General features: G+C 40.3%; 24 protein-coding genes. 11 read left to right on the top strand and 13 right to left on the bottom strand.

What is annotated here, in order from left to right:
* Positions 1 to 323: 323 nt before the first annotated feature.
* A complete protein-coding gene (locus E0H80_RS08415; RefSeq protein ID WP_131364893.1) occupies positions 324 to 818 on the bottom strand; it encodes an Lrp/AsnC family transcriptional regulator in 495 nt (164 codons plus the stop codon).
* Positions 819 to 932: 114 nt separating this feature from the next.
* On the opposite strand from E0H80_RS08415, the gene E0H80_RS08410 reads away from it, so the two are divergent.
* The 3 genes from E0H80_RS08410 (at position 933) to E0H80_RS08400 (ending at position 3,738) form a co-directional block, all read left to right on the top strand.
* A complete protein-coding gene (locus E0H80_RS08410; protein ID WP_131364891.1) occupies positions 933 to 1,538 on the top strand; it encodes a LysE family translocator in 606 nt (201 codons plus the stop codon).
* Between the two features lie 500 nt (positions 1,539 to 2,038).
* Positions 2,039 to 2,788: an electron transfer flavoprotein subunit beta/FixA family protein gene (locus E0H80_RS08405; protein ID WP_131364889.1), complete on the top strand. Its 750-nt coding sequence runs from the start codon at positions 2,039 to 2,041 to the stop codon at positions 2,786 to 2,788.
* Positions 2,789 to 2,805: 17 nt separating this feature from the next.
* Positions 2,806 to 3,738: an FAD-binding protein gene (locus E0H80_RS08400; RefSeq protein WP_131364887.1), complete on the top strand. Its 933-nt coding sequence runs from the start codon at positions 2,806 to 2,808 to the stop codon at positions 3,736 to 3,738.
* A 209-nt stretch (positions 3,739 to 3,947) separates the two neighbouring features.
* Here E0H80_RS08400 and E0H80_RS08395 read toward each other — a convergent pair whose 3' ends face one another.
* The 4 genes from E0H80_RS08395 to E0H80_RS08380 form a co-directional block, all read right to left on the bottom strand.
* Positions 3,948 to 4,802 (bottom strand): IclR family transcriptional regulator, encoded by an 855-nt coding sequence (locus E0H80_RS08395; RefSeq protein WP_131364885.1) that lies wholly within the window; start codon positions 4,800 to 4,802, stop codon positions 3,948 to 3,950.
* Between the two features lie 139 nt (positions 4,803 to 4,941).
* On the bottom strand, positions 4,942 to 6,150 hold the full coding sequence (locus E0H80_RS08390; protein ID WP_131364883.1) for a 3-oxoadipyl-CoA thiolase: 1,209 nt from the start codon (positions 6,148 to 6,150) through the stop codon (positions 4,942 to 4,944).
* Positions 6,151 to 6,190: 40 nt separating this feature from the next.
* Positions 6,191 to 7,711, bottom strand: a complete 1,521-nt coding sequence (locus tag E0H80_RS08385) for a 3-hydroxyacyl-CoA dehydrogenase (protein ID WP_131364881.1) — start codon at positions 7,709 to 7,711, stop codon at positions 6,191 to 6,193.
* Positions 7,712 to 7,765: 54 nt separating this feature from the next.
* Complete coding sequence (locus tag E0H80_RS08380) at positions 7,766 to 8,545, bottom strand: enoyl-CoA hydratase (RefSeq protein WP_131364879.1); 780 nt, start codon at positions 8,543 to 8,545, stop codon at positions 7,766 to 7,768.
* Positions 8,546 to 8,800: 255 nt separating this feature from the next.
* Here E0H80_RS08380 and E0H80_RS08375 point away from each other — a divergent pair, with 255 nt between their 5' ends.
* The 8 genes from E0H80_RS08375 to E0H80_RS08340 all read left to right on the top strand — a co-directional run bounded on the left by E0H80_RS08375 (position 8,801) and on the right by E0H80_RS08340 (position 18,219).
* Positions 8,801 to 9,955 (top strand): acyl-CoA dehydrogenase family protein, encoded by a 1,155-nt coding sequence (locus tag E0H80_RS08375; protein WP_131364877.1) that lies wholly within the window; start codon positions 8,801 to 8,803, stop codon positions 9,953 to 9,955.
* A 36-nt stretch (positions 9,956 to 9,991) separates the two neighbouring features.
* Complete coding sequence (locus tag E0H80_RS08370; RefSeq protein WP_131364875.1) at positions 9,992 to 11,188, top strand: acyl-CoA dehydrogenase; 1,197 nt, start codon at positions 9,992 to 9,994, stop codon at positions 11,186 to 11,188.
* Between the two features lie 470 nt (positions 11,189 to 11,658).
* On the top strand, positions 11,659 to 12,426 hold the full coding sequence (gene badH / locus E0H80_RS08365) for a 2-hydroxycyclohexanecarboxyl-CoA dehydrogenase (RefSeq protein ID WP_131364873.1): 768 nt from the start codon (positions 11,659 to 11,661) through the stop codon (positions 12,424 to 12,426).
* Between the two features lie 75 nt (positions 12,427 to 12,501).
* Entirely contained in the window at positions 12,502 to 13,284 is a 783-nt protein-coding gene (gene badI, locus E0H80_RS08360) for a 2-ketocyclohexanecarboxyl-CoA hydrolase (RefSeq protein ID WP_131364871.1), read from the top strand.
* A gap of 11 nt (positions 13,285 to 13,295) precedes the next feature.
* Positions 13,296 to 14,453, top strand: a complete 1,158-nt coding sequence (gene aliB, locus E0H80_RS08355) for a cyclohexanecarboxyl-CoA dehydrogenase (RefSeq protein ID WP_131364869.1) — start codon at positions 13,296 to 13,298, stop codon at positions 14,451 to 14,453.
* A 156-nt stretch (positions 14,454 to 14,609) separates the two neighbouring features.
* Positions 14,610 to 16,259, top strand: coding sequence for a cyclohexanecarboxylate-CoA ligase (aliA, locus tag E0H80_RS08350; RefSeq protein WP_131364867.1), 1,650 nt, complete (start codon positions 14,610 to 14,612; stop codon positions 16,257 to 16,259).
* Between the two features lie 143 nt (positions 16,260 to 16,402).
* Positions 16,403 to 17,734: a DcaP family trimeric outer membrane transporter gene (locus E0H80_RS08345; RefSeq protein ID WP_131364865.1), complete on the top strand. Its 1,332-nt coding sequence runs from the start codon at positions 16,403 to 16,405 to the stop codon at positions 17,732 to 17,734.
* A 191-nt stretch (positions 17,735 to 17,925) separates the two neighbouring features.
* On the top strand, positions 17,926 to 18,219 hold the full coding sequence (locus E0H80_RS08340; RefSeq protein ID WP_131364863.1) for a TetR/AcrR family transcriptional regulator: 294 nt from the start codon (positions 17,926 to 17,928) through the stop codon (positions 18,217 to 18,219).
* Between the two features lie 353 nt (positions 18,220 to 18,572).
* Here E0H80_RS08340 and E0H80_RS08335 read toward each other — a convergent pair whose 3' ends face one another.
* From E0H80_RS08335 to E0H80_RS08305, 8 genes are all read right to left on the bottom strand, one after another.
* On the bottom strand, positions 18,573 to 18,809 hold the full coding sequence (locus tag E0H80_RS08335) for a VF530 family DNA-binding protein (protein WP_004649279.1): 237 nt from the start codon (positions 18,807 to 18,809) through the stop codon (positions 18,573 to 18,575).
* Positions 18,810 to 19,063: 254 nt separating this feature from the next.
* On the bottom strand, positions 19,064 to 19,189 hold the full coding sequence (locus E0H80_RS17005; RefSeq protein ID WP_265937225.1) for a hypothetical protein: 126 nt from the start codon (positions 19,187 to 19,189) through the stop codon (positions 19,064 to 19,066).
* 181 nt (positions 19,190 to 19,370) lie between these two features.
* Entirely contained in the window at positions 19,371 to 20,798 is a 1,428-nt protein-coding gene (locus E0H80_RS08330; RefSeq protein ID WP_165494298.1) for a zonular occludens toxin domain-containing protein, read from the bottom strand.
* Between the two features lie 8 nt (positions 20,799 to 20,806).
* The gene (locus E0H80_RS08325) at positions 20,807 to 21,094 is read right to left on the bottom strand and encodes a DUF2523 domain-containing protein (protein WP_131364859.1); all 288 of its coding nucleotides are present in this window, start codon (positions 21,092 to 21,094) and stop codon (positions 20,807 to 20,809) included.
* Entirely contained in the window at positions 21,094 to 22,395 is a 1,302-nt protein-coding gene (locus E0H80_RS08320) for a hypothetical protein (protein WP_131364857.1), read from the bottom strand. Before E0H80_RS08320 ends, E0H80_RS08325 begins: the two co-directional genes overlap by 1 nt.
* Positions 22,396 to 22,525: 130 nt before the next feature.
* Positions 22,526 to 22,810, bottom strand: a complete 285-nt coding sequence (locus tag E0H80_RS08315; protein WP_131364855.1) for a hypothetical protein — start codon at positions 22,808 to 22,810, stop codon at positions 22,526 to 22,528.
* A gap of 324 nt (positions 22,811 to 23,134) precedes the next feature.
* Positions 23,135 to 23,422 (bottom strand): hypothetical protein, encoded by a 288-nt coding sequence (locus E0H80_RS08310; RefSeq protein ID WP_131364853.1) that lies wholly within the window; start codon positions 23,420 to 23,422, stop codon positions 23,135 to 23,137.
* A gap of 2 nt (positions 23,423 to 23,424) precedes the next feature.
* Entirely contained in the window at positions 23,425 to 24,633 is a 1,209-nt protein-coding gene (locus tag E0H80_RS08305; protein ID WP_131364851.1) for a replication initiation factor domain-containing protein, read from the bottom strand.
* Positions 24,634 to 24,773: the final 140 nt, after the last annotated feature.

The following is a 24,773-nucleotide window of genomic DNA, read 5'->3' as shown; positions in this document are numbered from 1 at the left end:
AATCTGCCTAAATTTAGCCTTATCTATTTGATAAAGCATAGGTCTTTGCAAGGGAATACTGTTATCTAAAGCCGGGTAGTTGAAGTCGTGTTTAAATTGCATGTCTAAACCTTGCATAAGGGCTTGGGGTTTGGTGCTTTGTACTGCAGTGAATGCAACCGGGTTTAGTTTGAGCGAATCAAAAGTAAAGTTTAATTTGTTTCCGATTTACACAAGGGGAAAATAACGCATCACTTCAGTGCATAAAACCACTTGAGATCAGAATATTTCCCTATTTTTAAAATTAATTACGGTGTCTCAAACTGTACACTCCTCATACTGTCTTAAAGATCATCCAGGGGAAGCTGGAAACTCTGTTTAATAATTTGACTGGGTAAATCTGTTTTGACGCTGGTAATGCCGTTTTTCTTGGTTAAATGTGTGGACTGAAACTTACGGTAACTTTCCAGGTCTGGTACGACCACTTTAAGCATGGCATCACATTCACCCAAAATAATATAACACTCCATCACATGAGGCAGTTCTTTCATCGCTTCAATAAAGCAGTCAATGGTTTCGGCATCCTGACCCACCAGCCAGATACGCGAAAACAAAATCAGTTGTAAACCAATTTTTTGCGGATCCACTACGGTGGTGTAGTTCTGAATCACTCCGGCTTCTTCGAGTAATTTCACCCGACGCAAACATGAAGAAGGTGAAAGTCCAATTTCACGGGCAAGATCGTTATTTTGCATACGACCATTATTTTGCAGTGCACGAATGATATTTTTGTCGGTACGATCGAGTTTTACTGAAATAGATTGGGAAGATAATTTCATAAATTAGAATATAATTCGAAAAATAATTAGAATTATAGAATAAATTGAAATCCTATTTTGTAGTATTTATTCGATACTAATTTTCACTTTCAAGACATGGAAAGGGAAAAGGAAATGTCTGTATTTGCACTGTTTGCCTTAACGGTTATCCCACTTATTTTTACACCTGGACCAGATATGTTATTTATCCTGTCACAAGTGATGGGAAAAGATGCAAAAGCAGGCATGATGGCAACTGTAGGGGTATGTCTGGGGTATTTGGTACATTCTGTTTTGGTGGCGCTCGGCATTGCCGCCATTATTGTTTCCTTCCCGCTATTATTTGAAACCATTCGCTGGCTCGGGATTGCTTATCTATTATTTTTGGCCTTTAGTTTAATCAAGTCAGTTTTTAGCAATAAAAAATTGGCGATTGAAAACAAAAGCACCTCGAACCCGATTCAAAAAGGTTTCTTTACCGCTTTGCTGAATCCAAAGGGCATGTTGATTTATTTTGCGATTTTACCGCAGTTTATTAATAAAAGCGGTGATACGGTTACTCAAGGTTTGATTCTATCGTTTATTTTTATCGGATTAATCTTTGTGGTGTACTGCAGTTTAAGCTTAATTTTTGCCAAAATTACCCAAAAAACCCAAATTGATGAACGTAAACAAAAATGGATTGACGGTGGTTCGGGCGGTTTATTAATGCTTGCTGCCACTTGGCTCATCATTCATTAACATGCCTATAAAAAGCATGACACGGTGGCATGCTTTTTTAACTAGAACTGGATTTGTTAATTAAAAGTAATTTATTACACGTTTATGCTAAAAAATGATCATTTTTTCTGCAGATATAGCACCAAATTGATGTCAATCTGTCTTAAATGACAGTTTGCAACTTTATGGTTTGTGCAAAAAGCGTAAGCTGTTTGAGTTAAAAAGTAATCGAAAAAAAGTATTAAATCAGAACTTCTGATGAGTTTAATCAGATAAAAAAATAATACAAATCAATGCTTAAAAAATTAATAAATATTGAGGCATTTCATCTTAATAAGAATGCTTGAAAAAAATATGAACGCCTAGTTCAAGTAATTTTACGCATTTTAACCGCTCTTTCGATAATTGTGACTTGACCGAAATGCCATACGCATTGCAAGATAGGGCACCTAAAAATTTTAAGTGAAGAGTTATTATAACTTTTCTCAACATTTACTTTTGCTGAAACAGCCGAGGATTACATGAAGGCTCTTGTTGCTGTAAAACGTGTGGTTGATGCCAACGTTAAAGTTCGCGTTAAACCGGACAATAGTGGGGTAGACCTGACTAACGTTAAGATGTCGATCAACCCATTCTGTGAAATCGCAGTGGAAGAAGCGGTTCGTTTAAAAGAAAAAGGAACAGTTTCAGAAATCTTGGTGGTTTCTATCGGTCCTAAAGAAGCGCAAGAACAAATCCGTTCTGCCATGGCTTTAGGTGCTGACCGCGGTATCCTGGTAGAAATTGCTGACGAGATTGGTGCACTTGAAGTGGCTAAAATCTTGAAAGGCATTGTAGAACAAGAAAAACCGGAACTGATCCTTCTGGGTAAACAAGCCATTGATGACGACTCGAATCAGGTCGGTCAGATGCTGGGTGCTTTACTGGGCGCCGGTCAAGGTACATTTGCTTCTATCGTGAATGTGACGGGCGACAAAGTTCAGGTTACCCGTGAAGTGGACGGCGGTTTACAAACGGTTGAATTGAACCTGCCTGCCATTATCACCACCGACTTGCGTTTGAATGAGCCACGTTATGCCGCTCTTCCAAACATCATGAAAGCGCGTAAAAAACCGCTTGATGTGAAGTCTCCTGCAGATTATGGCGTTGCAGCGACCACCAAACTTAAAACAGTGAAGGTTGAACCACCCGCAGAGCGTAAAGCTGGCGTACAAGTGAAATCTGTGGACGAGCTTGTGGCAAAACTTAAAAACGAAGCGAAAGTGATCTAATACAGAAGGATAATATCATGAGTATTTTAGTTATCGCTGAGCACGACAATAAAGCACTAAACGGTGCAACTTTAAACGTTGTTGCTGCAGCTCAAAAAATCGGTGGTGATATCACTGTATTGGTTGCGGGTTCGGGCGCTCAGGCCGTTGCTGACCAAGCGGCTCAAGTGGCTGGTGTCAGCAAGGTCTTGCTTGCTGACAACGCGGCGTATGCAAACCAGCTGGCTGAAAACGTGGCTGCTTTAGTTGCACAAGTGGGTACAGGTTATTCACATATCCTGGCTGCCTCTACCTCAAATGGTAAAAACGTACTGCCACGTGCGGCTGCATTGTTAGATGTCAGCATGATCTCTGACATCATTGCTGTTGAAAGCCCAACCACTTTCAAGCGTCCAATCTATGCCGGTAACGCCATTGCAACGGTTGAATCTTCTGAATCTATCGTGCTGGCCACTGTTCGTGGTACTGCATTTGATCCTGTAGCAACTACAGGTGGTTCTGCAACAGTTGAAGCAGTCAGCGACGTTCAAGATGCGGGCATCTCGAAGTTTATTTCTGAAGAGATTGTTAAATCTGAACGTCCAGAATTAACCGCTGCACGTATTGTCGTGTCGGGTGGTCGTGGTGTAGGTTCAGGTGAAAACTACCATAAAATCCTTGATCCATTGGCGGACAAGTTGGGTGCGGCTCAAGGTGCTTCACGCGCTGCGGTGGACGCAGGTTTCGTACCTAACGACATGCAAGTGGGTCAAACAGGTAAAATCGTTGCACCTGACCTGTACATCGCTGTCGGTATTTCCGGTGCGATTCAGCATCTGGCAGGGATGAAAGATTCTAAAGTGATCGTTGCGATCAACAAAGATGAAGAAGCACCAATCAATGCTGTTGCTGACTACTGGTTAGTGGGTGACTTGAATACTGTTGTTCCACAGTTAGCATCTCAACTATAGAAACCGAGCCTTAGTTTAATAAGCAGAGTGATTAAGTGAGAACCAGTCAGAGAAAGGTCTGACTGGTTTTTTATTGCTGATTTTATTTGTAAAGTAGATCTGCGGTAGATCGAACAAATTTGCAAGGAAAAGGGATTTGAAAAAAACGCTGCTGTTAAAATCAGCCCATGATTAGTGCAATGTAAACATTAGCTTGAGTAAGCTTTAGCTTATATGGCATTTAAGGCTTCTTGAATATTTTGCACCATGTAAATTAAACGCGGGCCGATTTCATTCTCCAGCTTTTCCTGATTGACTAAATAGCTGGGTGCACCACAGTTAAAGACCAACAAACCATGCATGGGATGCGTCATGGGCACAGCAACAGAGTTTACTTCTTTATGCCATTCACTCAGTGACAGGCAATAACCATAATTCTGATAGTCATGAAAAGAGCGTTCTAAAGCGCGCTTCACCGCTGGCCAGTCTTCTTTATGACGTTTTGCTAACGCTTCCATAATAAAACTGCGCTCATTTTCAGGCATCGCCGCCAAACAAGCGCGTCCCATTGCGGTGTTGTGCAAAGGAATAGTAGAGCCGATTGGGCGGCGCATGGTTAAATTTGACTCAGCTTGCACCACATCTAAATACAACATATTTAAACGATCGCGAGTTGCCATTGCGACAGGTGCTTGTGCATATTTTGCCATTTCTTCCATATAAGGACGTGCATGAATACGTGCTGAAATATTGGATAGAGAAGCATAGCCCAATGCGAGTACGCCAGTATCCAGTGTATATTTCGTTGAATTGGGTAACTGTTTTAAATAACCTAAAGATACTAAAGTATTGGTAATACGTGCGATTGTTGGTTTCGGTAAGCCAGTTAACTGAGATAATTCCTGATTACCCAGAATTTGTGTTGATGCGGTAAAGCAGCGTAGGATCTCTAATCCACGCGCTAATGAAGCAATAAATTGTGGATTATTTTCACGATGAATATGTGAAATAGGATCGAGTCGAATCTCATCTAAGTTTATTTTTTTTTCTACGTGCTCTGGAGCATTATCATCTTGATGATACATAGTCTTCCAATGGGTAATAAGTCAATTTGTGCTTATCATAGCAATAAATTTCGCTATACAAAACTTTTGAACATTTTATTCCTGGAAATTTGTATAGCGATCAATTTTTTAACTTGAGTCTGATGGGATGAGCAGCAATCTAAGAGAGCTGAGTATTTTCAATCACCATCGCCAAGCCTTGTCCAACCCCAATGCAAAGACTGATGACCGCATACTTTTTATTTCTGCGTTGTAATTCACGCGCAACGGTAAGAGAAAGGCGTGCACCTGAACAACCCAATGGATGACCAATCGCAATTGCACCGCCATTTGGATTGACCCGGGGATCATCAAACGTAATATTTAAACCTTTTAGGCAGGCCAGCACTTGTGGTGCAAATGCTTCATTAATTTCGATAATATCCATATCATTTAAAGTTAGATCAGCGCGTTTGAGTGCCTTGTTAATGGCTTCGATTGGCCCTGCACCCATAATACGCGGCTCGATTCCAGAAGATGCTGAAGCTAATATTTTAGCGAGAGGGTGAATACCATATTTTTCTTGAATGCTTTCATTACCAATCAGCAAAGCCGCAGCACCATCATTCAGACCTGATGCATTACCCGCAGTAACGACACCCCCTTCAAACAGGGGCTTCAATTTTTGTAATGCTTCAAAGTTTGAAGCTGGGCGAGGATGCTCATCTTGATCAATAATTTTTGCTGGTGCTTTACGCCCCTGAGGGACTTCAACAGCTAAAATTTCATCTTTAAAGAAGCCTGCTTGTCTGGCTTGTTCATATTTGGCTTGTGAGGATGCTGCAAAGCGATCGGACTGTTCCCGGCTAATTCCAAAAGTTTCAGCCACATTGTCACCTGTCTGAGGCATTGAATCATTACCGTATAGCTGAATTAAATCCGGATTTGGAAAGCGGGTGCCGATGGTGGTATCAAAAATATTGGCATCTCGACTATAAGCAGATTCAGCTTTGGCTAAAACAAAAGGGGCGCGTGACATGCTTTCCACACCACCTGCAATATACAGATTGCCTTCACCACAGTGAATGGCACGTGCTGCATCGATAACTGCTGCTAAGCCACTGGCACATAACCGGTTGACCGTCTGGCCCGCAACCGTGACGGGAAGTCCCGCGACCAAAAGCGCATTGCGTGCCACATTACGGCAATCTTCACCTGCCTGATTGGTGCTGCCTAGAATCACTTCTTCAACATCTGCCGCATCAATTCCCGTTCTATGCAGCAAAGACTTCAGCACATGCGCGGCTAAATTATCAGGACGAATACTGGCTAGAGCTCCTGCATGGCGGCCAATCGGTGTGCGTAACCCATCATAAATATAAGCGTTCATAAAATTTGCTCTTAAGGTTCTTTTAAAAATTTGGATTTTTTTATGCCTGCTGCATGAGTGACAAATTCAACTTGCAGCGTCGTTGTAGCCAAGGGCTAGGCCGATATCGAGGGTCATGACTAATGCTTGATATTCTTTCAAGAATGAGCAGTATTTTTTCTCGCCCAATTAAATCGCCCCATTCGATTGGGCCATGCGGATAGCCCAGACCTAACTTGACGGCTGCATTGATATCTTCCACGCTGGCTATCTGCTGCTGCGCCATATCACAAGCCAAATTCACAATCATCGCGAGAACGCGCTGCGTGATAAACCCGAGGCTTTCTTCAATTAAAAATGTTTTACATTCTGCTTGGGTGAATATATGTAGCGCAGCTTCAATCAGCTTTTGCTGGGTGACCAGGCTTGGCATTAAGGTCCGACTTTGCTCAAAATTTCCAAGCATATCAATACAGACCACTTGTTCAGGATTTAGTCCTAAACGCAGGGCGCTGTGAGTTGCATCTTCTCCATAACTGGCAATAATAATCAGATCAGTAGTTGTTGGTGTTTCTGCATGATTAATCTGAATATGCTGATGGCCTAGATAGTCTGATAAGCGTTCAAAATCATCTTTAAACTCAGTGTGTAACCACACTTTTTTAATTTCATTGCGATTGGCCATATAGCGCGGTGCGCTGGCAATCTCTTGTTTTTTTTGCTCTAGATAACGATAAAATCCTTCCCCGGTTTTGCGGCCTAATTTTTTCCCTGTCAGCATTTGCTGTGTCAGTACATTGGGACGGTAACGTGGTTCCTGATAATACTGATTGTAAATAGACTCCATGACAGGATGTGATACATCTAAGCCGGTCAAATCGAGTAATTCAAAAGGCCCCATTTTGAAACCCAGGGAGGTTTTAAGAATTTCATCAATTTCAGCAATAGAGGCAATATTTTCACTTAAAATTTTCAATGCTTCTGTGCCGTAAGCGCGACCAGCATGGTTAATGATAAATCCTGGCGTATCTTTAGTATGCACAGGATGATGCCCCATCTTTTGAGTGAGGCTTGCTAATTTTTCTAAAATTTCAGGATGGGTATGCAGCCCTTGAATAACTTCGACCACCTTCATTAAAGGCACAGGATTGAAAAAATGATACCCAGCAACCCGTTCAGGGTACTGACATTCAGAAGCAATCGCGGTAATCGAAAGAGAAGATGTATTCGAAGCAAGAATGGTCTGTGGGTCGACAATTGCTTCAAGCTGTTTCATTAACGCCTGTTTAATGGCTAATTTTTCAACGATTGCCTCAATGATTAAATGACATTGCTGAAGTTGTTCAATATTTTCGACAATATGTAAATAGCCTAAAGCTTCATCAAGCTGAGCTTGAGAGATTTTATTCTTTTGGAGCAACGTGTTTAAAGTATCTTGAAGCTTTGATTGCGCTTTGAGCGCTGCGCCTTGCTGTGCATCATAGAGATAAACATGGTGCTGGGACTGTATCGCAATTTGCACAATTCCAGTTCCCATGATTCCGGCACCAATAATGCCGATATTTTTGATTTCCCTATTCATGTGATAATCCTACTGCTTGCCAATCCAATGTGAGCCTGCTTTAGAAAGGCCTGATTAATTGCCTTGATAAATGGGTTTACGTTTTTCTAAAAAGGCTGACATGCCTTCTTTTTGATCCTGTGTGTCAAACAGAAGCTGGAAGGCCTTACGCTCAAGCGCTAGGCCTGCATTCAAAGGCATATCTTCACTGAGCAATACCACTTCTTTGATTTGTTCTAGCGCGATAGGTGGAAGTCTGGCAATTTGCTGCGCCATTTTATATGCGGTATTTAAGGTGTCAGTATCTTCAGTGACTTGTGAAACCAGACCCATAGAGTGGGCTTGCTCTGCTGAAATCAAGCAACCTGTCATAATCATACGCATGGCATGAAATTTACCGACAGCACGAACGAGGCGCTGTGTACCACCCGCACCAGGCATCACACCAACTTTAATTTCAGGCTGGCCAAATTGAGCACTTTTACCCGCAATGATAATGTCTGCATGCATGGCCAGTTCACAGCCACCCCCTAAGGCAAAACCATTCACAGCCGCAATAATCGGTTTTGGACAATTGACAAGAGTTTGCCAATAGCGTTCAGCTCTGCGTAAATACACGTCCATAGCGCTGGCTTCTGCCAGTTCTTTTAAGTCGGCCCCAGCGGCAAAAACATCTTCCCCCCCTGTAATCACAATGACATGAATCTCATCATTATCCACTTGTAATGCAACTGCTTCGGAAAGCATTTTTCGTACTTGAGTATTCAGTGCATTTTTGGCTTCAGGGCGATTAATCTTAATAATGGCGACTGCTGGAATAGCATAATCGACACGAACCACTGAGTTTTCATTCATTTTAATAAAATTCCGTATAGCAAAATTAAATTACAGGATTAATCTAAGCCAGTTTTATTAAATATTCAATCTCAAAGCGCAGAATAAATACGATTTAGAGGTGTATTCGGGGGGTTTTAAGGATTATTCTGTTAAATTTCTATATTTATATTGTCAGGATTGGATTAAATTGATAATGTATTTCGCATAATGAAATTAATTCTAAGATTAAATAAAATTTAAGGACATCTAATCCTCAAATGGAGTAGGAAAAAAATGATTCGTGACGAACAGATGTTAGAACAATTGTTATCCACCCTGCGTGATTTTGTTCAAAATGTATTAAGACCTTTAGAGCATGAAGTAGATGAAACGGATGCCATTCCAGAACATATTGTGCAACAAATGCGGGAAATGGGGTTGTTTGGCTTAACCATTCCTGAGGAGTTTGGGGGGCTAGGCATTACCATGGAAGAAGAGGTTCAAGTGGCCTTTGAATTGGGGCATACATCGGCTGCATTTCGTTCTTTAATTGGTACCAATAACGGTATTGGGTCAAGTGGTATTATTATTGATGGCACGGATGAGCAAAAGCACAAGTATCTTCCGCGTTATGCCAGTGGTGAAATTATCGGTTCATTTTGCTTAACTGAACCAGATTCAGGATCTGATGCCGCAGCCTTAAAAACCTCAGCGGTTAAAGAGGGTGACTATTATATTTTGAATGGCACTAAACGCTTTATTACCAATGCGCCGCGAGCGCAGACCTTTACTGTTATGGCGCGAACCAATCCTGAAATCAAAGGTGCTTCTGCAATCTCTGCTTTCCTCGTGGAAGCGGGAACAGAAGGTTTGTCACTGGGAAAAATCGATAAAAAAATGGGTCAAAAAGGTTCATATACCTGTGATGTAATTTTTGATAATTGCCGAGTGCATAAAGATCAATTGATTGGCGGTGTCGAAGGTGTCGGGTTTAAAACTGCCATGAAAGTTTTGGATAAGGGGCGTTTACATATTGCTGCTTACAGTACCGGTATGGCGGAACGAATGCTGGATGATGCTTTGAATTATGCGATTGAACGTAAGCAATTTGGCCAGCCAATTGCAAATTTTCAATTGATTCAAGCTATGTTGGCCGATTCTAAAACTGAAATTTATGCAGCGAAATGTATGGTATTGGATGCAGCGCGACGTCGTGATTTAGGTGAAAACATCAGTACCGAAGCTTCATGTGCAAAAATGTTTGCCACGGAAATGTGTGGCCGTGTTGCAGACCGTTGTTTGCAAATCCACGGTGGTGCAGGCTATATCAGTGAATATTCGATAGAGCGCTTTTACCGTGATGTACGTCTTTTCCGCTTGTATGAAGGAACGACACAGATTCAGCAAATTATTATTGCGCGTGACATGATTAAAAAGGCAACTGCATAAATATTAAATATTAAATATTAGATTTAAGGATGACTCATGAAAACAGCAAAGTTTAACTGGCAAGACCCATTTTTAATCGAGCAGCAACTGACAGAAGAAGAGCGCATGATCCGCGATTCCGCCCATGCCTATTGTCAGGACAAATTGTTGCCGCGGGTACTGGAACAGTTCCGTCATGAACAAACTGATGCTTCCATCTTTCGTGAAATGGGCGAGTTAGGTCTGCTGGGCCCAACCATTCCGGAAGCCTACGGCGGTGCAGGCTTGAACTATGTCAGTTATGGCCTGGTGGCACGTGAAATTGAATATGTCGATTCGGGCTACCGTTCCATGGCCAGTGTACAAAGCTCGCTGGTGATGGTACCGATCAATGAATTTGGTTCTGAAGAACAGAAGCAGAAGTATTTGCCCAAACTGGCGAGCGGTGAATACATCGGCTGTTTCGGGCTTACCGAGCCTGATCATGGTTCTGACCCGGGCAGCATGATTAGCCGAGCCAAAAAGGTCGACGGAGGATATCGTTTATCGGGCGCGAAAATGTGGATTACCAACAGCCCGATTGCCGATGTCTTTGTAGTCTGGGCCAAAGAAGTATCCAAAGAGGGCAATGTCGGCGAGATCCGCGGCTTTATTCTGGAAAAAGGCTGGGAAGGGCTTTCTGCCCCAGCGATTCACGGCAAGGTCGGTTTACGTGCTTCAATCACCGGCGAAATCGTGATGGACAATATCTTTGTGCCTGAAGAAAATGCCTTCCCGGAAATCCGTGGTTTACGCGGCCCATTTACCTGCTTGAACAGTGCACGTTATGGCATTGCCTGGGGTGCAATGGGTGCAGCAGAGTTCTGCTGGCATACCGCACATCAATACACCATGGACCGTAAACAGTTTGGCCGTCCATTGGCGGCGAATCAGCTGATTCAGAAAAAACTGGCTGACATGCAGACTGAAATTGCCTTGGGCCTGCAAGTGGCCCTCCGTTTTGGCCGTATGAAAGATGAAGGTATTGCTTCGGTGGAAGGAACCTCGCTGATCAAACGCAATAACTGTGGCAAGGCACTGGATATTGCACGACTGGCACGTGACATGCTTGGTGGTAATGGGATTAGCGACGAGTTTGGTGTGGCACGTCATCTGGTGAATTTGGAAGTAGTGAATACCTATGAAGGTACTCATGATGTGCATGCTTTGATTCTGGGTCGTGCACAGACCGGGATTGCTGCATTTTGTAATTAATGCAGAATAAAAAATATAAAAACATTTTTATTGTTGCTTCATAAAGGCAATATGTCGGTTTGACTCAACTTTTATTCTCCAAGGCATTACATCAGCATGTAATGCCTTTTTATTTCAACTTTTATCATTAAAGTGTGTTTTTATTAGTAATAAAATTTCGTATTGCAAAATATATACTTAAAATAAGCTTTGTTTCTTTCCATCTATTTACGTTTTAAAGTTAATTTTAAATCAAACTTTAGCTTTTAATTTACTTTCTATTAAAATATGTAACTAAATATTTCATTATTGATGGTTTTAATTTGTATAAAATTATAATTAACAATATGTTAGTTTAATTTATTTCTTTTTCGTTATATTTCGCATCGCGAAATATCATATTTGATAATTGAAATTATTTTCCTTTTTGTCTATGTTGGAATTATGAACGAAGAATCATTATTTTGAATAACACCAAAAAGGATAGCGGTATGCAAGGGCTCAAGGATCAGGTAATTATTGTAACGGGTGGTGCGGGTGGTATTGGTGGCGCGACTTGTAAACGATTAGCTCAAGAGGGTGCAAAGGTTGCGGTATTTGATATGAATTTAGAAGCTGCACAGCGGGTAGTGGATGATATTAAAAATGCTGGCGGTATAGCCCTTGCAGTGCATTGTGATATCACAAATAAAGAAGTTGTTGATCAATCGATTGTTATTACTGAATCTGAACTTGGCCCAATCGATGGTTTGGTAAATAACGCAGGTTGGGACATTTTTAAGCCATTCATTAAATCTACTCCAGATGAATGGGAAAAACTGATTCAAATTAATTTAGTAGGCATGTTGAATATGCATCATGCGGTGCTAAAAGGCATGGTAGAGCGCAATAAGGGGCGCATTGTCAATATTGCCTCTGATGCTGCGCGTGTAGGCTCATCCGGGGAAGCTGTATATGCAGCATGTAAAGGTGGCTTGCTGGCTTTCTCTAAAACCTTAGCTCGTGAACATTCTCGCAATAACATTACTGTGAATGTTATTTGCCCAGGCCCAACAGACACGGCGTTATTGGCAGGTGTGACTGAAGGTGCTTCAAATCCAGAAAAACTCCGTGAAGCGTTTACTCGTGCTATTCCTTTAGGTCGTTTAGGCCAACCTGATGATCTTGCATCATCTATCGCTTTTTTCTTAAGTGATGATGCCAGCTTTATTACAGGTCAAGTATTGAGTGTATCTGGCGGTCTAACAATGAATGGTTAAGGGATCTAAGCCTTTAACAGGAATAAAAAATAAAATTAAACTGTCAATTGCAGTTTTCAAGGAAAGGAAAAGACAATGAATTTTGAAGATATTTTGTACCAAGTAAAAAATGGCGTTGCTTGGATTACGATTAACCGCCCTGAAAAAATGAATGCTTTCCGTGGTCAAACCTGTGATGAAATTATCCGCGCACTGAATAAGGCGGGTTATGACCGTGACGTGGGGGCAATTGTCCTGACAGGTGCGGGTGAAAAAGCCTTCTGTACGGGTGGAGACCAATCTGCCCACAATGGCAATTATGATGGTCGTGGCACCATTGGCTTACCGATGGAAGAAATGCATACGGCAATTCGTGATGTGCCAAAACCAGTGATTGCGCGCGTGCAGGGCTATGCCATTGGTGGCGGTAATGTATTGGCAACCATTTGCGATTTAACGATTTGTTCCGAGAAAGCCATTTTTGGTCAAGTTGGCCCAAAAATGGGGTCAGTTGATCCAGGTTATGGTACCGCTTTCCTCGCTCGTGTGGTGGGTGAGAAAAAGGCACGTGAAATGTGGTACATGTGTCGTCGTTATTCAGGCCAGGAAGCTGTTGAAATTGGCTTAGCAAATAAGTGCGTTCCGGCAGATCAGTTAGATGCAGAAGTACAAGCCTGGGGTGAAGAACTGTGCGAACGCAGCCCTACAGCCCTCGCAATCGCAAAACGCAGTTTCAATATGGATACTGCACATCAAGCAGGTATTGCCGGCATGGGCATGTATGCCTTGAAACTGTATTACGACACTGAAGAATCACGTGAAGGCGTAAATGCATTGAAAGAAAAACGCAAACCAGAATTCCGTAAATTCTTTAAGTAAGGAGTAATCGCATGAGTAAAAATCCTTACATTACCGAAGATTTAGAGTTTTTAGCAGAAACAGCAGATAAGTTTGCGCAAAAATATATTGCTCCAGGATTTTTAGCGCGTGATCAAAGTCGTAACTTTGACCGTGATCTGGTCAAAAAAATGGGTGAAATGGGTTTTATTGCCCCTGAGCTACCTGAGCAATATGGTGGTCAAGGCATGGGGCGTCTGGCTGCTGGCATAATTCATGAAGCGGTAGCCAAAGCTGATCTGAGCTTTTCATATATTAATTTACTGGCTTCTTTAAACGGCCAAATTTTGGCTGAACATGGTGAACCTGAAGTGGTTGAACCTTGGCTGAAAAAACTCACCGCGGGTGAAGCGATCTTTTCGATTGGTTTAACTGAGCCACGTGGGGGCTCGGATGCGGGTGGTCTACGCTTGAAAATCGAACGTGATGGTGATGAATATATTTTAAATGGTGAAAAGACCTCGATTTCAGCTGCCGATCAGGCGGATGCTTCGGTGATTTTTGGTCGTACCGGAACGGTAGAATCAGGTGCACATGGCGTCACAGCGGTACTGGTTCCCATGAATCTGCCGGGTATTACCACGACACGGTTTGACTGTCATGGGCAGCGTGCGATTGGGCGCGGTTCTATCTTTTTTGATAATGTGCGTGTCCCTGTGAATCACCGTCTTGGTGATGAAAATAAGGGCTTTGTTCAAGTCATGCAAGGTTTTGACTTTTCACGTGCCTTGATTGGGTTGCAGGTTTTGGCGGTGGCTCGTGTCAGTCTGGATGAAGCTTGGGAATATGCGGCACAACGTCAAGCGTTTGGCCAGCCTCTCACGGCTTTCCAAGGGGTGTCGCATCCCTTGGCCGAGTATGAAACTCAGGTAGAAGCGGCACGTTTACTCTGCTTGCAAACCTTATGGCTAAAAGATCATGACTTACCGCACACTTCCGAAGCCGGGATGTGTAAGTGGTGGGGACCGAAACTGGCTTATGACGTGATTCATCAATGCTTGCTAACCTTTGGTCATGCCGGTTATGACCGTGGTGTGATCGAACAACGCATGCGTGATGTATTGGGCTTCCAGATTGGGGATGGTACAGCACAAATCATGAAAACCATTATTGCGCGTAAAAAAGCAGGACGCAAAGCGGTACCCGCTTAAAACCAACGCATCACCATCATTCGTAATCAATCGTTCAGATTGTTCAAATAGCGATTTGAGCAATCTGGAAAATTTGGATCTGCAATTTGATGGCTGACGTCTATTGTGTGATTTAACAAAGAGAACAATTGGATAATTATAAATTGGAGTTATGAAATGGATTTCGATGCGGTTCTTTTACCCCCACGTCGGGAAGAAATGTTGCAACAAGGCTATTGGTTAAATAAAACCATTCTTCAGTCACTGAATGAAGCGGTACAGCAATATCCTGATAAAGTGGCATTGGTTAGTTATAAAACTGAAGATCAATCTGAAAAAAGCTTTACCTATCGGGAAATGCTGCATACTGCCAATAAAATTTCCTTGGGACTGAAGCGTTTAGGTGTTCAAAAGCAAGATGTTGTCTCTTGCCAGTTACCCAATTGGTGGGAGTTCACTTTATTGTATATCGCTTGTCGTCGTATAGGCGCCATCCTTAATCCGCTCATGCCAATTTTTAGAGAGCGCGAACTTTCATTTATGTTGAAACATACTGAAAGTAAAGTGTTCATTGTCCCTAAAGTCTTTCGCAAGTTTGATCATGAAAAACTGGCCTATCAATTACAGAAAAATACTGAAAGCCTAGAGCACGTCGTCGTCGTGGGTGGAGAGGGCGAGAATAGTTTTGAAAAATTATTACTCAATCACGGGCTGGATAATGACCCGCAAATCTTAAATACCCTAAATGATGTCACGATTACGGCGGATGATATTGCTCAACTGGTGTTTACTTCAGGTACTACAGGCGAACCTAAAGGGGTAATGCATTCAGCGAATACCTTATTTGCCAATATTGTACCCTATGCCAAGCGTTTACATTTAAGCAAAGACGATGTGATTTTTATGGGTTCGCCAATGGCGCACCAAACCGGCTTTATGTACGGCCTAATTATGCCGGTTTTGTTAAAAGCCAAAGCCGTATTACAGGATGTTTGGGAGGTAAATACTGCCATTGATTTAATTCATAAGCATAAAGTTACATTTACCATGGCTTCTACCCCATTTTTAAATGATTTATCTGAAGCGGTAGTAGATACCCATCAATCGTTAGATAGCTTGAAGTTGTTCCTATGTGCGGGAGCGCCCATTCCAAGTACCTTGGTTCAAAAAGCACGTCAAAACATGGGGGTTAAAGTCATTTCAGCTTGGGGCATGACCGAGTGTGGTGCTGTAACGACGACTTGCCCAGAAGATGATGACGAGCGTTCATTTAATACGGATGGACTACCACTTCCCGGGGTTGAAGTTAAAATTGTGGATGATCATGGTGAGGTACTAGCACCGCATCAATCGGGCACGCTGATGATTCGCAGTTGCTCGAATTTTGGCGGCTATCTGAAGCGTCCTCATTTAAATGAAACTAACGGAGAAGATTGGTTTGACACGGGTGACATCGCTTATCAGGACGAACAGGGCTATATCCGTATTGCTGGCCGTAAAAAGGATGTCATTATTCGGGGCGGTGAAAATATTCCCGTTGCCGAAGTGGAATCATTAATTTATTTACATCCAGCTGTTGCCACCGTCGCTTTAGTCCCTTATCCAGACGATAGAATGGGTGAAAAAGCCTGTGCAATTGTGAAGCTAAAAGAAGGTGCTGACCAAATTGTGTTAAAGGATCTTATCGATTTCTTGAAAATGCATAATCTGGCCAATCAGTATTTGCCAGAGCGTTTGGAAATATGGGAGGACATACCCATGACGCCTTCCGGCAAAATTCAAAAATTTAAACTTCGTGACTTGTTGCTGCAAAGTGCACAAGTATAAAAAGTATTAGATTTAAGAATGAATAAAAAACTTATCCTGGATAAATATCTCTGCTGATATTGATCAAGGAAGTACTGCATCTTTAAAAATAGATTTTCAATAAGGAAAATTTGATAAATCTAGAACAAAAAGGGAATTTAACAATGAAAAAATATTTAGCTCACATGGCTCAACCTGCACTTGGTCTCGCTATATTAATGATTACGACTTCAAACTATGCGGCAATGACCCTGGAAGAACAGGTGGCCCATTTGCAAAAGCAAGTTCAGGAATTGCAGACTTTAATGCAGCAGCAAAGCCAAGCCAGTGAAAAAATTTCTGCCGAGCTGCCAACACTAATACAAAGACCAGCAGAAAAACCGTCTCAGCCTGAGCAATTCAAACAGTTGTTGAGCAAAGGGGGAGCTGAATTTGAATTGTATGGGAACGTTCGTGCGGATGCGAGTTATCAGTTCAAAGGGCCAAGCACCATGTATAACTATATTAGTGCGGTACCTTTAGAAGGCAGTGTCAATGAAAGAAATAACTCAGATAAATTTCAAAGCACCTTAAGTGCAACGCGATTCGGCTTTAATTTTAAAACGCCAAAAATGGGTGAACACAGCGTTGGCGGTAAAGTCGAAATGGATTTTTTTGGAGGGGCTGGACGGGATTCCTTCCGTATCCGTCATGCCTATTTAACTTATGATCAGTGGCTCATTGGTCAAACCTGGTCAAACTTCAATGCAATTGAATATTTCCCGGAAACTGTGGATGCTTCTTTATCTTTGGGAGGATCGTTAACCCGTGTTCCACAACTAAAATTCAGCTATCCCGTAGATAAAAATATGAATCTTGCCTTTAGCTTAGAGGATTCTAAAGCTGAAACGATGACAACCTCAGGCACCCAAGGATTCACCACGGATGCTCAGGCGAAATTGAAACTTCCTTCTGCGGTCGGCCGGTTGAACTATAAGTTTGATAATGGTGCTGCACTTTCAGGACGGATGTTTTTAACCGAAAAATCGACCAATCATGAAGGAAATGATGATTTCTTGGCGTGGGGGGCTGCATTAGGCGGAAAATATCAGGTTACAGACACAACATTAGTGCGTTTTGATTATAACCACATCAAAGGTGATACCAAAAATGTACTCTGGTCCAATTATGCCTATGTCTTCGATGCCAATAATAAGATGAAACCGAATGAATTTGATACAGTCACTTTAGGATTAACACAGCAGATTAGCCCCAAAATTCGTTCTACCTTAGGGTTTGGTTATATGAAAGCGAATAATGACAACAGTTTTGCAGCGTTAGTAGGTAATGATCCAACTCAAAACAAAGAGCTAAAAGAAGGTTGGATCAATATGTTCTATAACCCCGTTAAACCTATCAATTTGGGGATTGAATATATGTATGGTGAACGAAAAACTTTTGCCGATCAGAAAGGTATAGATAACCGGGTGAATTTCACCGCAATTTATGATTTTTAAGATAATTTTAACTAGAAGTTAATTTAGTGTGGGTTCTATCTTTTTATAAAATCAAGCTTCTTTAGATGATCTTTAGGCCTATGCGGAATACGTATAGGTCTTCTAATGAGCTGTCATTTTTATCTCAATCAGATAGGATTCACTGGACTAAAATAACCCTAATTTTGTAAGAATTATCAGGGATAAATTATATGAGTTCAGTGGAAAATCAAAAAATTATATTAAATAAACAAAAAATTATGGAGGTAGCAGAAAGGCTTATAATTGATAATTATCAGGAAATTATTATTGATGATTTAGCAAAAGAAGTAGATATGGCAAAAGGCACAATCTATAAATATTTTAAGAGTAAAAATCGAATATCTCTGGAGCTTTTAATTCAAAATGAAAAACGCTTGTTGGATATTTCAATAAATTACAGTAAAGATATATATGAGGTATTTCACAGGTCGACATATCACAATTTAAAAGTAATTAGGTACTAAATTAAGTTATTGAAATCTAAGCAAAGTAGAAGCTACATGAAGTTATGGCGTGGTGTATCTCATTTAACTGATGTTTCCCTAAAGTTTAGTTCATATTTAAAATTATATTTAATTAACAATAATTTTAATAACTTAGACGATTAAATTACTAGTTTATAAAATCCTTGCTTCATGAACCTAGTTAAATACATATATTTTTCGACTAAAAATGTCTTAAGAATAGATCAAATTTGTCTAGGAGAGTGGTGGCAGTCCACCACTAATTAAAAGGTGTCTACAAAATCGGTGGCTATTCAATAAGTGTAGTTTACTATTTGGTATAAAATATTATGCTGAGGCTAGGGTTTTGATAGCTACGATTTCTGTTTGGCTTTTTGGCGTAAGACATACAAATATAAGCTTTCTACTTTTTCACGTGCCCATGGTGTGGTACGTAAGAATCGCAATGATGATTTAACACTTGGATCTATGCAAAAACATCTAATTTCAATTTTACGATTTAAGCCTTCAAAGCCACCGTAGTAATCCAATAATTCATCCAAAATGTCAGCAAGTTTTTTGCCGTGTAAAGGGTCATTGGGGGTGTTCATAATAGATTAACCATATTTTGGAAGGCCATTATTATAACCTGAGCTAGTTGAAAAATGAGAGGGTTGGAATTTAAATGTAATTAACATAGAAAATTACAGCTTATATTGCTATTTACAACAGCTCTGATGAATAAAATATTTCAAATAATTAATAATTCAAAGAAAGCTTTTTAATATCTGCTACCTTTAAAAAGCTATAAGAAAACGACCTCTTTAAAGTGCACTCAATTTAACATAATCTATATTATACGAAATCAGTCTGATACTTTAATGTAGACCATAAAAGCAATAAAAATACCGAAAGCTAGACCTTGAGCAAATCCCAAATTATAAAAAGAATCTGCAACCACTAAAGCCTGATCTATATATTCTTGTTGCATTGATCTCTCCAGTGATCTTTACCTGCATCTTATTAATGCATATATGTTCATTAACTTACCAGAATTAAAAAAATCATCACTCGATCAAGCTAACCTTTCCACCCCTCACTTGCCATTTGTAGCACCTACGCAAGCTACGGTGCTTTCACTCTAAGTTTTAGAATTACAAGGGAGCTTGTAATCAGAGAGAAGAAGTTTCAGGATTCATTTGCGGCTGTTCGGGAACACTCCGTTCCCTCTGTTGGGTTTGGTTTTGTGCAAAGTAATTAAAAGGTCGATAACCATTAAGCCACTTCTGACAATCTTGTTGTGATACGTTTTGCATGTAATTGCCTTGCTGATCAAGGGCCATTAATTTACCACTAGAGAGCTTCATAACACCTGACATTCTAGGAAAATCAGTAGGTGTAACTTGTGGCTGATAATCGAAATCATAAGGCTTACTTGGATTATAAGAGACAGCTTGTACAACTGAACCTGTAGAATTTACAGATGAACCATTTTTTGAAAGATTATTGAACCATTCAACGCATTCAGGTTTTTCAACATTAACTGCTTTACGACACTCTAAACTCAAAGTGTCATTCGGTTTAGCATAAGGATTGGATTGTTTTGCAGTATCAACTTTTTGCATAATTCCAGAAGTTTGAGCAGTTTCAGGCTTTTTATTGTCTGTACCTTCATTAAAAATAGTACCCCCTGAAAATCCGCGATACATCATAACAATACCTATTAAAAGACCGAAGCCATAAAGCAGCAATTTTTTAGGTAAATTGATCTTATGAGTGTGCATAGTTGATGAGGTATACATCTTGAAAACTTTCTTAGGATAAGAAAATCGAAAGGTACGCTCAGCAGCACGTTTTTTAGAGAATGAATTGGGATCAACAACGGAATAAGACCAGACATGAACATAAGCTTGAGGTAATCCCCAAGGTCTGAATAAATGAAAATGTTGACCAACTACAGCACGAACTTCTGTATGAATCAAAATAGGAAATTGTGTGATAAACCAAATATCAAAGCCACGGTGACGATGTACAGTCAGATCCTCAATGATTGGATTCTTTGCTTTGGTATTTTTATAAATCGGACGGTTTTGTACTTCATCATAAAAGATAATTGAACCGTCAGGACATTCACGCCAATCATCAGGACTATGCAAAACATCTTCTACACGAAGCCCATTAATATCAGAATAAATCTGACGTACTGGAGGAATCATTTTGAAGCTAAGGCCAGTCGTTTTATTGACGAAGTTAGCAATCAAATTATAAGAAGTAGAAAGATAATAATGTTTTGGTGTGACCTTTTCAGAATAAAAATCTGTGAAATCATAATGATTAAAACAGGTAAAATATTCATCAAGTGTTATTTCTTTGCCATCATATGCTTGCAAAGCAAGCCGTAATTCAGCAAATAGGTTTTGATTACCTTTAAATTCAACAAGATCAACAACGAGTTTTTTATCAAGATTTTTTGCGAGCAATTCAAGGTTATGAATATAGTAATCACGTGCTTTAGGTAAATTAGCCTGATTTAATTCATGGGCTTTAATAAGTTGCATTGTTGCATAAAGAGTTTTGCCAACGCCTGGAGGAGCAGTCACTAGATTTATCATGAGCGAGCCTTTAAAAATAATTGTGATGAGTTTTGAGCCATTGCAGCAATAAGGGCTGTTAAAACAATCTGTATATAAATATCCAAGCCACTCATATGTATGAGGCTTGCACCAAACCCCGAAACACCTGAAAGTGAATTAACGTAGTCATTTATGTATTGTTCTAATAAAAGGCTATGAAGGGCAAAAGAAGCTACAGAAATGCCTGCACCAGTAAGAACGCGTGATAACCATCCATCTTGTGATGATTTAGTGACAGAAGCTAAAGCTGACCAAAAAGACATTAATTTCTCCTACCGACAATAAGAGAGGCAGTAAAAAAGCCTAGAGCAATAAAGAAAGCTTTCATGCCAGTAGCAATTTGACAAAGATAAACAGGACTTATGTCAGACTGAATCGTTTTAAAAGGTGTATGTATGTTGACTGGCATAGAGGGACATGTATTGTCACCAATGGAAACAGTTACACCCTTTTGTGGGATTGGAATATCTTCAATATCAACTTCTGTATTTTCTTTTTCTTTGGTTTCTTCTTTAAAATATTCTTTAGTAGAAGCCCAAGCTTGTGAAATTGAAGTAGCCCAACCTTCTGCTTTTTCTTTTCCAGTTTCCCACCATTGTGTAAGTGTTATAGGGAAAGAAATCACTTTTTGAGCAGCTTCACAAACAATAGGTGCCCAATTACAGAAAATAGGAAATTCAAGTTTTAAATCAGTAGTATCAGGTTTTGTTGGGTTTTGTGTTTGTGTTCCAGTAGCTTCATTGGCTTTATCAGCAGCAGCTTGATCTGCAGGTTGTGTTTTTGAAGAAGATTCTAATTGTTGGGCAATGGGACGAGCCTTAGCATCATCAGTTTCAGCTTCAGCAACGATATCAGCAGCAGCAGCAAGAGTAGCAACTTGTGCGCGTGTATCACCAGATTCAGCATTTGAAATAACTTTTTGAGCAACAACGGGTAAAGGTAGATATTTTTCTTCTCTCTCATTAACTAATTGACCCGAAACACAATAATTACCTGAATTAATAGTAATAGATTTACCTGTATTTTTATCTTTATAAGTGTAAGTAATTTTTGAACAAGAAACATTAGAAGCTTTATCGTATGTAATTGCAGAACAAGAAATTGAAGTAACACCGAGTGACGTTTGCCAATTAGGACCCATGCCAGAAGATGCTAAAATCTGATTACATGAAGACGGAGAAGCAACGGGATTTTCATAATAAACAATACGATTATTAGCAGGATCAAGAACCCAATCTACAGCACCAAGTAATTGTTCAACAGCGACAGATAAAGCAACACCTGCAACACCACGAGCAAGAACTTTAGCAACACCAGTAGCAGTTGGAGCAATAATTGCAGTGCCTTTTTTAACGTAATCAGCACCGTTTAAAACAATATTTTTTGTACCTGTATAGACAGTAGAAGCGCCTTGAGCAACAGGATTACCCATGGACCAACCGCCAACAGTTCCAGCATTGGCTTGAGTTATTAAATTAAAATAAAGGACAAAAGAAAGTAGAACTTTTAAAAAAGGAAAAGTTATATTTTTAAGACTATGAGAAAAAGTATTAGAAAATAACATGCCGGCTCAATCCAAAATAATACAGAAGCTTCTTCCACTTCGCGCTCTCCCCGTTTTCGCGTGACCCGCGTTACGGTGAGCACGCTCGTTGTTGTAAAAAAAGCCCCTGCAATGGCAAGGGCAATTTTCATTAACCACTATTGACAGTACGTTTGCTGTAACGCCAAATCAGGAAGCCAATTAAGACAATAACTAACAGACCGTAAATTGCTTCTTGTGAATTGCCAATTGCTGTAATTTCACCTGTTACAGCTTCCAAAATCGTTGCTGCTAAAGCTGCATTTGCAGATTGAGTAATGGCCATAGAACCAGCAACAGCAGCAGCACCAGCGGCAAATGTTGGACAGTGACGTTTAAACCATGTTTTTTGATGAACTTGTTGCTGTTCAATCTCTACGTTTTGTAATTCACCCATTGGAAATCCCCCTTTAGGCAGTTTTTAATAAGTACGCTATGAGTGCATACGCAATTGCAGCAGCCATCAATTTCACTATTACTAATGAAAAAGCGTCAGCTTGAGATTGCGTAATTGCCATAGCGTCCCACCAATGCACGTTAGCGTTGCTTAGTGCAATTAGACACTGATTTAGTTGTTGGGTAGTTTGATCAGTGTCCATTTCTTAAAATCCTTAACCAGTACAAACAGAAACATGCTGAAAAAGAGTGCCTTTATAAATAATCGCGTAACAGATCGGGCAATCAACAATATCTATCTGATGCACTGATTTAATTTTCATAGTTACTTAGTCGGCAAAATAACGTTGGTTAAAACCTGCTTCATTTCTTTACCAGTCGAAACCATATCAAGCTCTAAAATGGCTTCTAACGGAAATTGACGACCTTGCAACTGAACGATATTTCTTGAATCCTGCCATTTAAATTCCACTACACCCTGACCGACTGCATTACCTTGCGAAAGATCTAAAGGAATAATTCCAAATAACTTTACATAATCGTAATGACGACCGTCTTCCGATTTCCAATCTGTAGATTTAGCACCAACTAGAGTTACTTTGCTTTGTGTCATTTTTACATCCTCATTGCAGTTAAAATTGCGCTGTCCATTCGTTTTGGAAAGGCGAGTTGATCACTATGTGAAATAAGCTGAATAAGCTCAGCATCTTCAAAAATTTTAGAAAAGAAGGTTATATATTTTCCGTACTGGTGCTTAATGATGGCCAGTGCAGCTGTCATCGTGATAGAAGCATTCTTTTTTAGAGCTTCAATTTTTGCAGGTTGCAAATCATTTTTTAATTCAGCAAAACACGGATAAGAACCCATAAAATATTCGGTAGGTGCAAGAAGCATTTCAAAAGGAAGAATGCGATCAGATGCTTTAAATTCAACTTCCGCACGTTGCCAGTTATCTTCAGGATCACCTTCCGCACGACCCTTTTCATAGACACGGACATACATTCCAGATTCACGGCTACCAATATTTAGAGTACGACCACGGCCATTAGGACGCTTCCAGTTTCCTTTATGCTCTACATTCGGTTTTCTAGCACCATTTTGAAAACCAGTACCCTTCTCTGAATTAGTATCTTGAGCTTCAGCCCAATCAACACTGATCTTTTCACCTGAAAAGTCATCATGAGCCAAGTCAATTCGGGTCAGCTTTGGACGTTTAGCAATAGTTGTAAGGAAGGTATATAAACGTCTTTCCCAACCTTCGGAAGCAAAAGAACAGCCTTTACCTGAAAGCATTACAAGGATTGTATTTCGTTGACCACCGATACAGATTTGACCCATATCACGACCAAGTACATAAGACTGTTTATAGAAGTTACGACCTGACTGATTTTTAGCAGTAGATGAAAAACCGAAAATATATTCGAGGTGATCATCTAATACATGAATTGCAGAACGACATACTTCATCTATGTTTTCATCGGTTACAGGTTCAAAAAATGCAGAACCTAAAGTTTCAAGACCAATCGTAAAATTGACCCAATCAACAATTGCAATTTCATTATCAGCAGGTAAACGTACTGGAACTTCTTTAACGCCAGAACTTGTTTTAACTAAATGCGTATAAAGCGTAGGAAATTCGGTTGGGAATGGAATATCAGAATCCGTAGGTGGAGTGCATGAATTCGATACCGTTACCCCCATCTTATTAATGGGGGTATTTAAAGGATTTATTTCCAACCCCCACTGTAAACTCGGTGTTTTTGACTTTTCGAAAGAAGAACCATAGAAAGATTCATTGAGAGACCAAACAGGATTCTTTTTCATTCTTCGATCCCCAAATCGCGCATCTTGTCGTTTTCTTGTTGTACAGCATCACAATATTCAGAAACTAAAGCGGACTTATAGCCCCACTCGTTCATGCACATTTCAATATGGAAAAGAGCCTTTTCAGATTCAAAAGCAGA

It is taken from the genome of Acinetobacter sp. ANC 4779, assembly GCF_004331055.1.
Taxonomy (GTDB): domain Bacteria; phylum Pseudomonadota; class Gammaproteobacteria; order Pseudomonadales; family Moraxellaceae; genus Acinetobacter.
This window is presented reverse-complemented; position numbering and strand designations above follow the sequence as displayed.

Coding starts and splice junctions, on each gene's coding strand:
- E0H80_RS08415 (WP_131364893.1), bottom strand. CDS start 818: ATGAAATTATCTTCCCAATCTATTTCAGTAAAACTCGATCGTACCGAC.
- E0H80_RS08410 (WP_131364891.1), top strand. CDS start 933: ATGTCTGTATTTGCACTGTTTGCCTTAACGGTTATCCCACTTATTTTT.
- E0H80_RS08405 (WP_131364889.1), top strand. CDS start 2,039: ATGAAGGCTCTTGTTGCTGTAAAACGTGTGGTTGATGCCAACGTTAAA.
- E0H80_RS08400 (WP_131364887.1), top strand. CDS start 2,806: ATGAGTATTTTAGTTATCGCTGAGCACGACAATAAAGCACTAAACGGT.
- E0H80_RS08395 (WP_131364885.1), bottom strand. CDS start 4,802: ATGTATCATCAAGATGATAATGCTCCAGAGCACGTAGAAAAAAAAATA.
- E0H80_RS08390 (WP_131364883.1), bottom strand. CDS start 6,150: ATGAACGCTTATATTTATGATGGGTTACGCACACCGATTGGCCGCCAT.
- E0H80_RS08385 (WP_131364881.1), bottom strand. CDS start 7,711: ATGAATAGGGAAATCAAAAATATCGGCATTATTGGTGCCGGAATCATG.
- E0H80_RS08380 (WP_131364879.1), bottom strand. CDS start 8,545: ATGAATGAAAACTCAGTGGTTCGTGTCGATTATGCTATTCCAGCAGTC.
- E0H80_RS08375 (WP_131364877.1), top strand. CDS start 8,801: ATGATTCGTGACGAACAGATGTTAGAACAATTGTTATCCACCCTGCGT.
- E0H80_RS08370 (WP_131364875.1), top strand. CDS start 9,992: ATGAAAACAGCAAAGTTTAACTGGCAAGACCCATTTTTAATCGAGCAG.
- badH (WP_131364873.1), top strand. CDS start 11,659: ATGCAAGGGCTCAAGGATCAGGTAATTATTGTAACGGGTGGTGCGGGT.
- badI (WP_131364871.1), top strand. CDS start 12,502: ATGAATTTTGAAGATATTTTGTACCAAGTAAAAAATGGCGTTGCTTGG.
- aliB (WP_131364869.1), top strand. CDS start 13,296: ATGAGTAAAAATCCTTACATTACCGAAGATTTAGAGTTTTTAGCAGAA.
- aliA (WP_131364867.1), top strand. CDS start 14,610: ATGGATTTCGATGCGGTTCTTTTACCCCCACGTCGGGAAGAAATGTTG.
- E0H80_RS08345 (WP_131364865.1), top strand. CDS start 16,403: ATGAAAAAATATTTAGCTCACATGGCTCAACCTGCACTTGGTCTCGCT.
- E0H80_RS08340 (WP_131364863.1), top strand. CDS start 17,926: ATGAGTTCAGTGGAAAATCAAAAAATTATATTAAATAAACAAAAAATT.
- E0H80_RS08335 (WP_004649279.1), bottom strand. CDS start 18,809: ATGAACACCCCCAATGACCCTTTACACGGCAAAAAACTTGCTGACATT.
- E0H80_RS17005 (WP_265937225.1), bottom strand. CDS start 19,189: ATGCAACAAGAATATATAGATCAGGCTTTAGTGGTTGCAGATTCTTTT.
- E0H80_RS08325 (WP_131364859.1), bottom strand. CDS start 21,094: ATGTCTTTTTGGTCAGCTTTAGCTTCTGTCACTAAATCATCACAAGAT.
- E0H80_RS08320 (WP_131364857.1), bottom strand. CDS start 22,395: ATGTTATTTTCTAATACTTTTTCTCATAGTCTTAAAAATATAACTTTT.
- E0H80_RS08315 (WP_131364855.1), bottom strand. CDS start 22,810: ATGGGTGAATTACAAAACGTAGAGATTGAACAGCAACAAGTTCATCAA.
- E0H80_RS08310 (WP_131364853.1), bottom strand. CDS start 23,422: ATGACACAAAGCAAAGTAACTCTAGTTGGTGCTAAATCTACAGATTGG.
- E0H80_RS08305 (WP_131364851.1), bottom strand. CDS start 24,633: ATGAAAAAGAATCCTGTTTGGTCTCTCAATGAATCTTTCTATGGTTCT.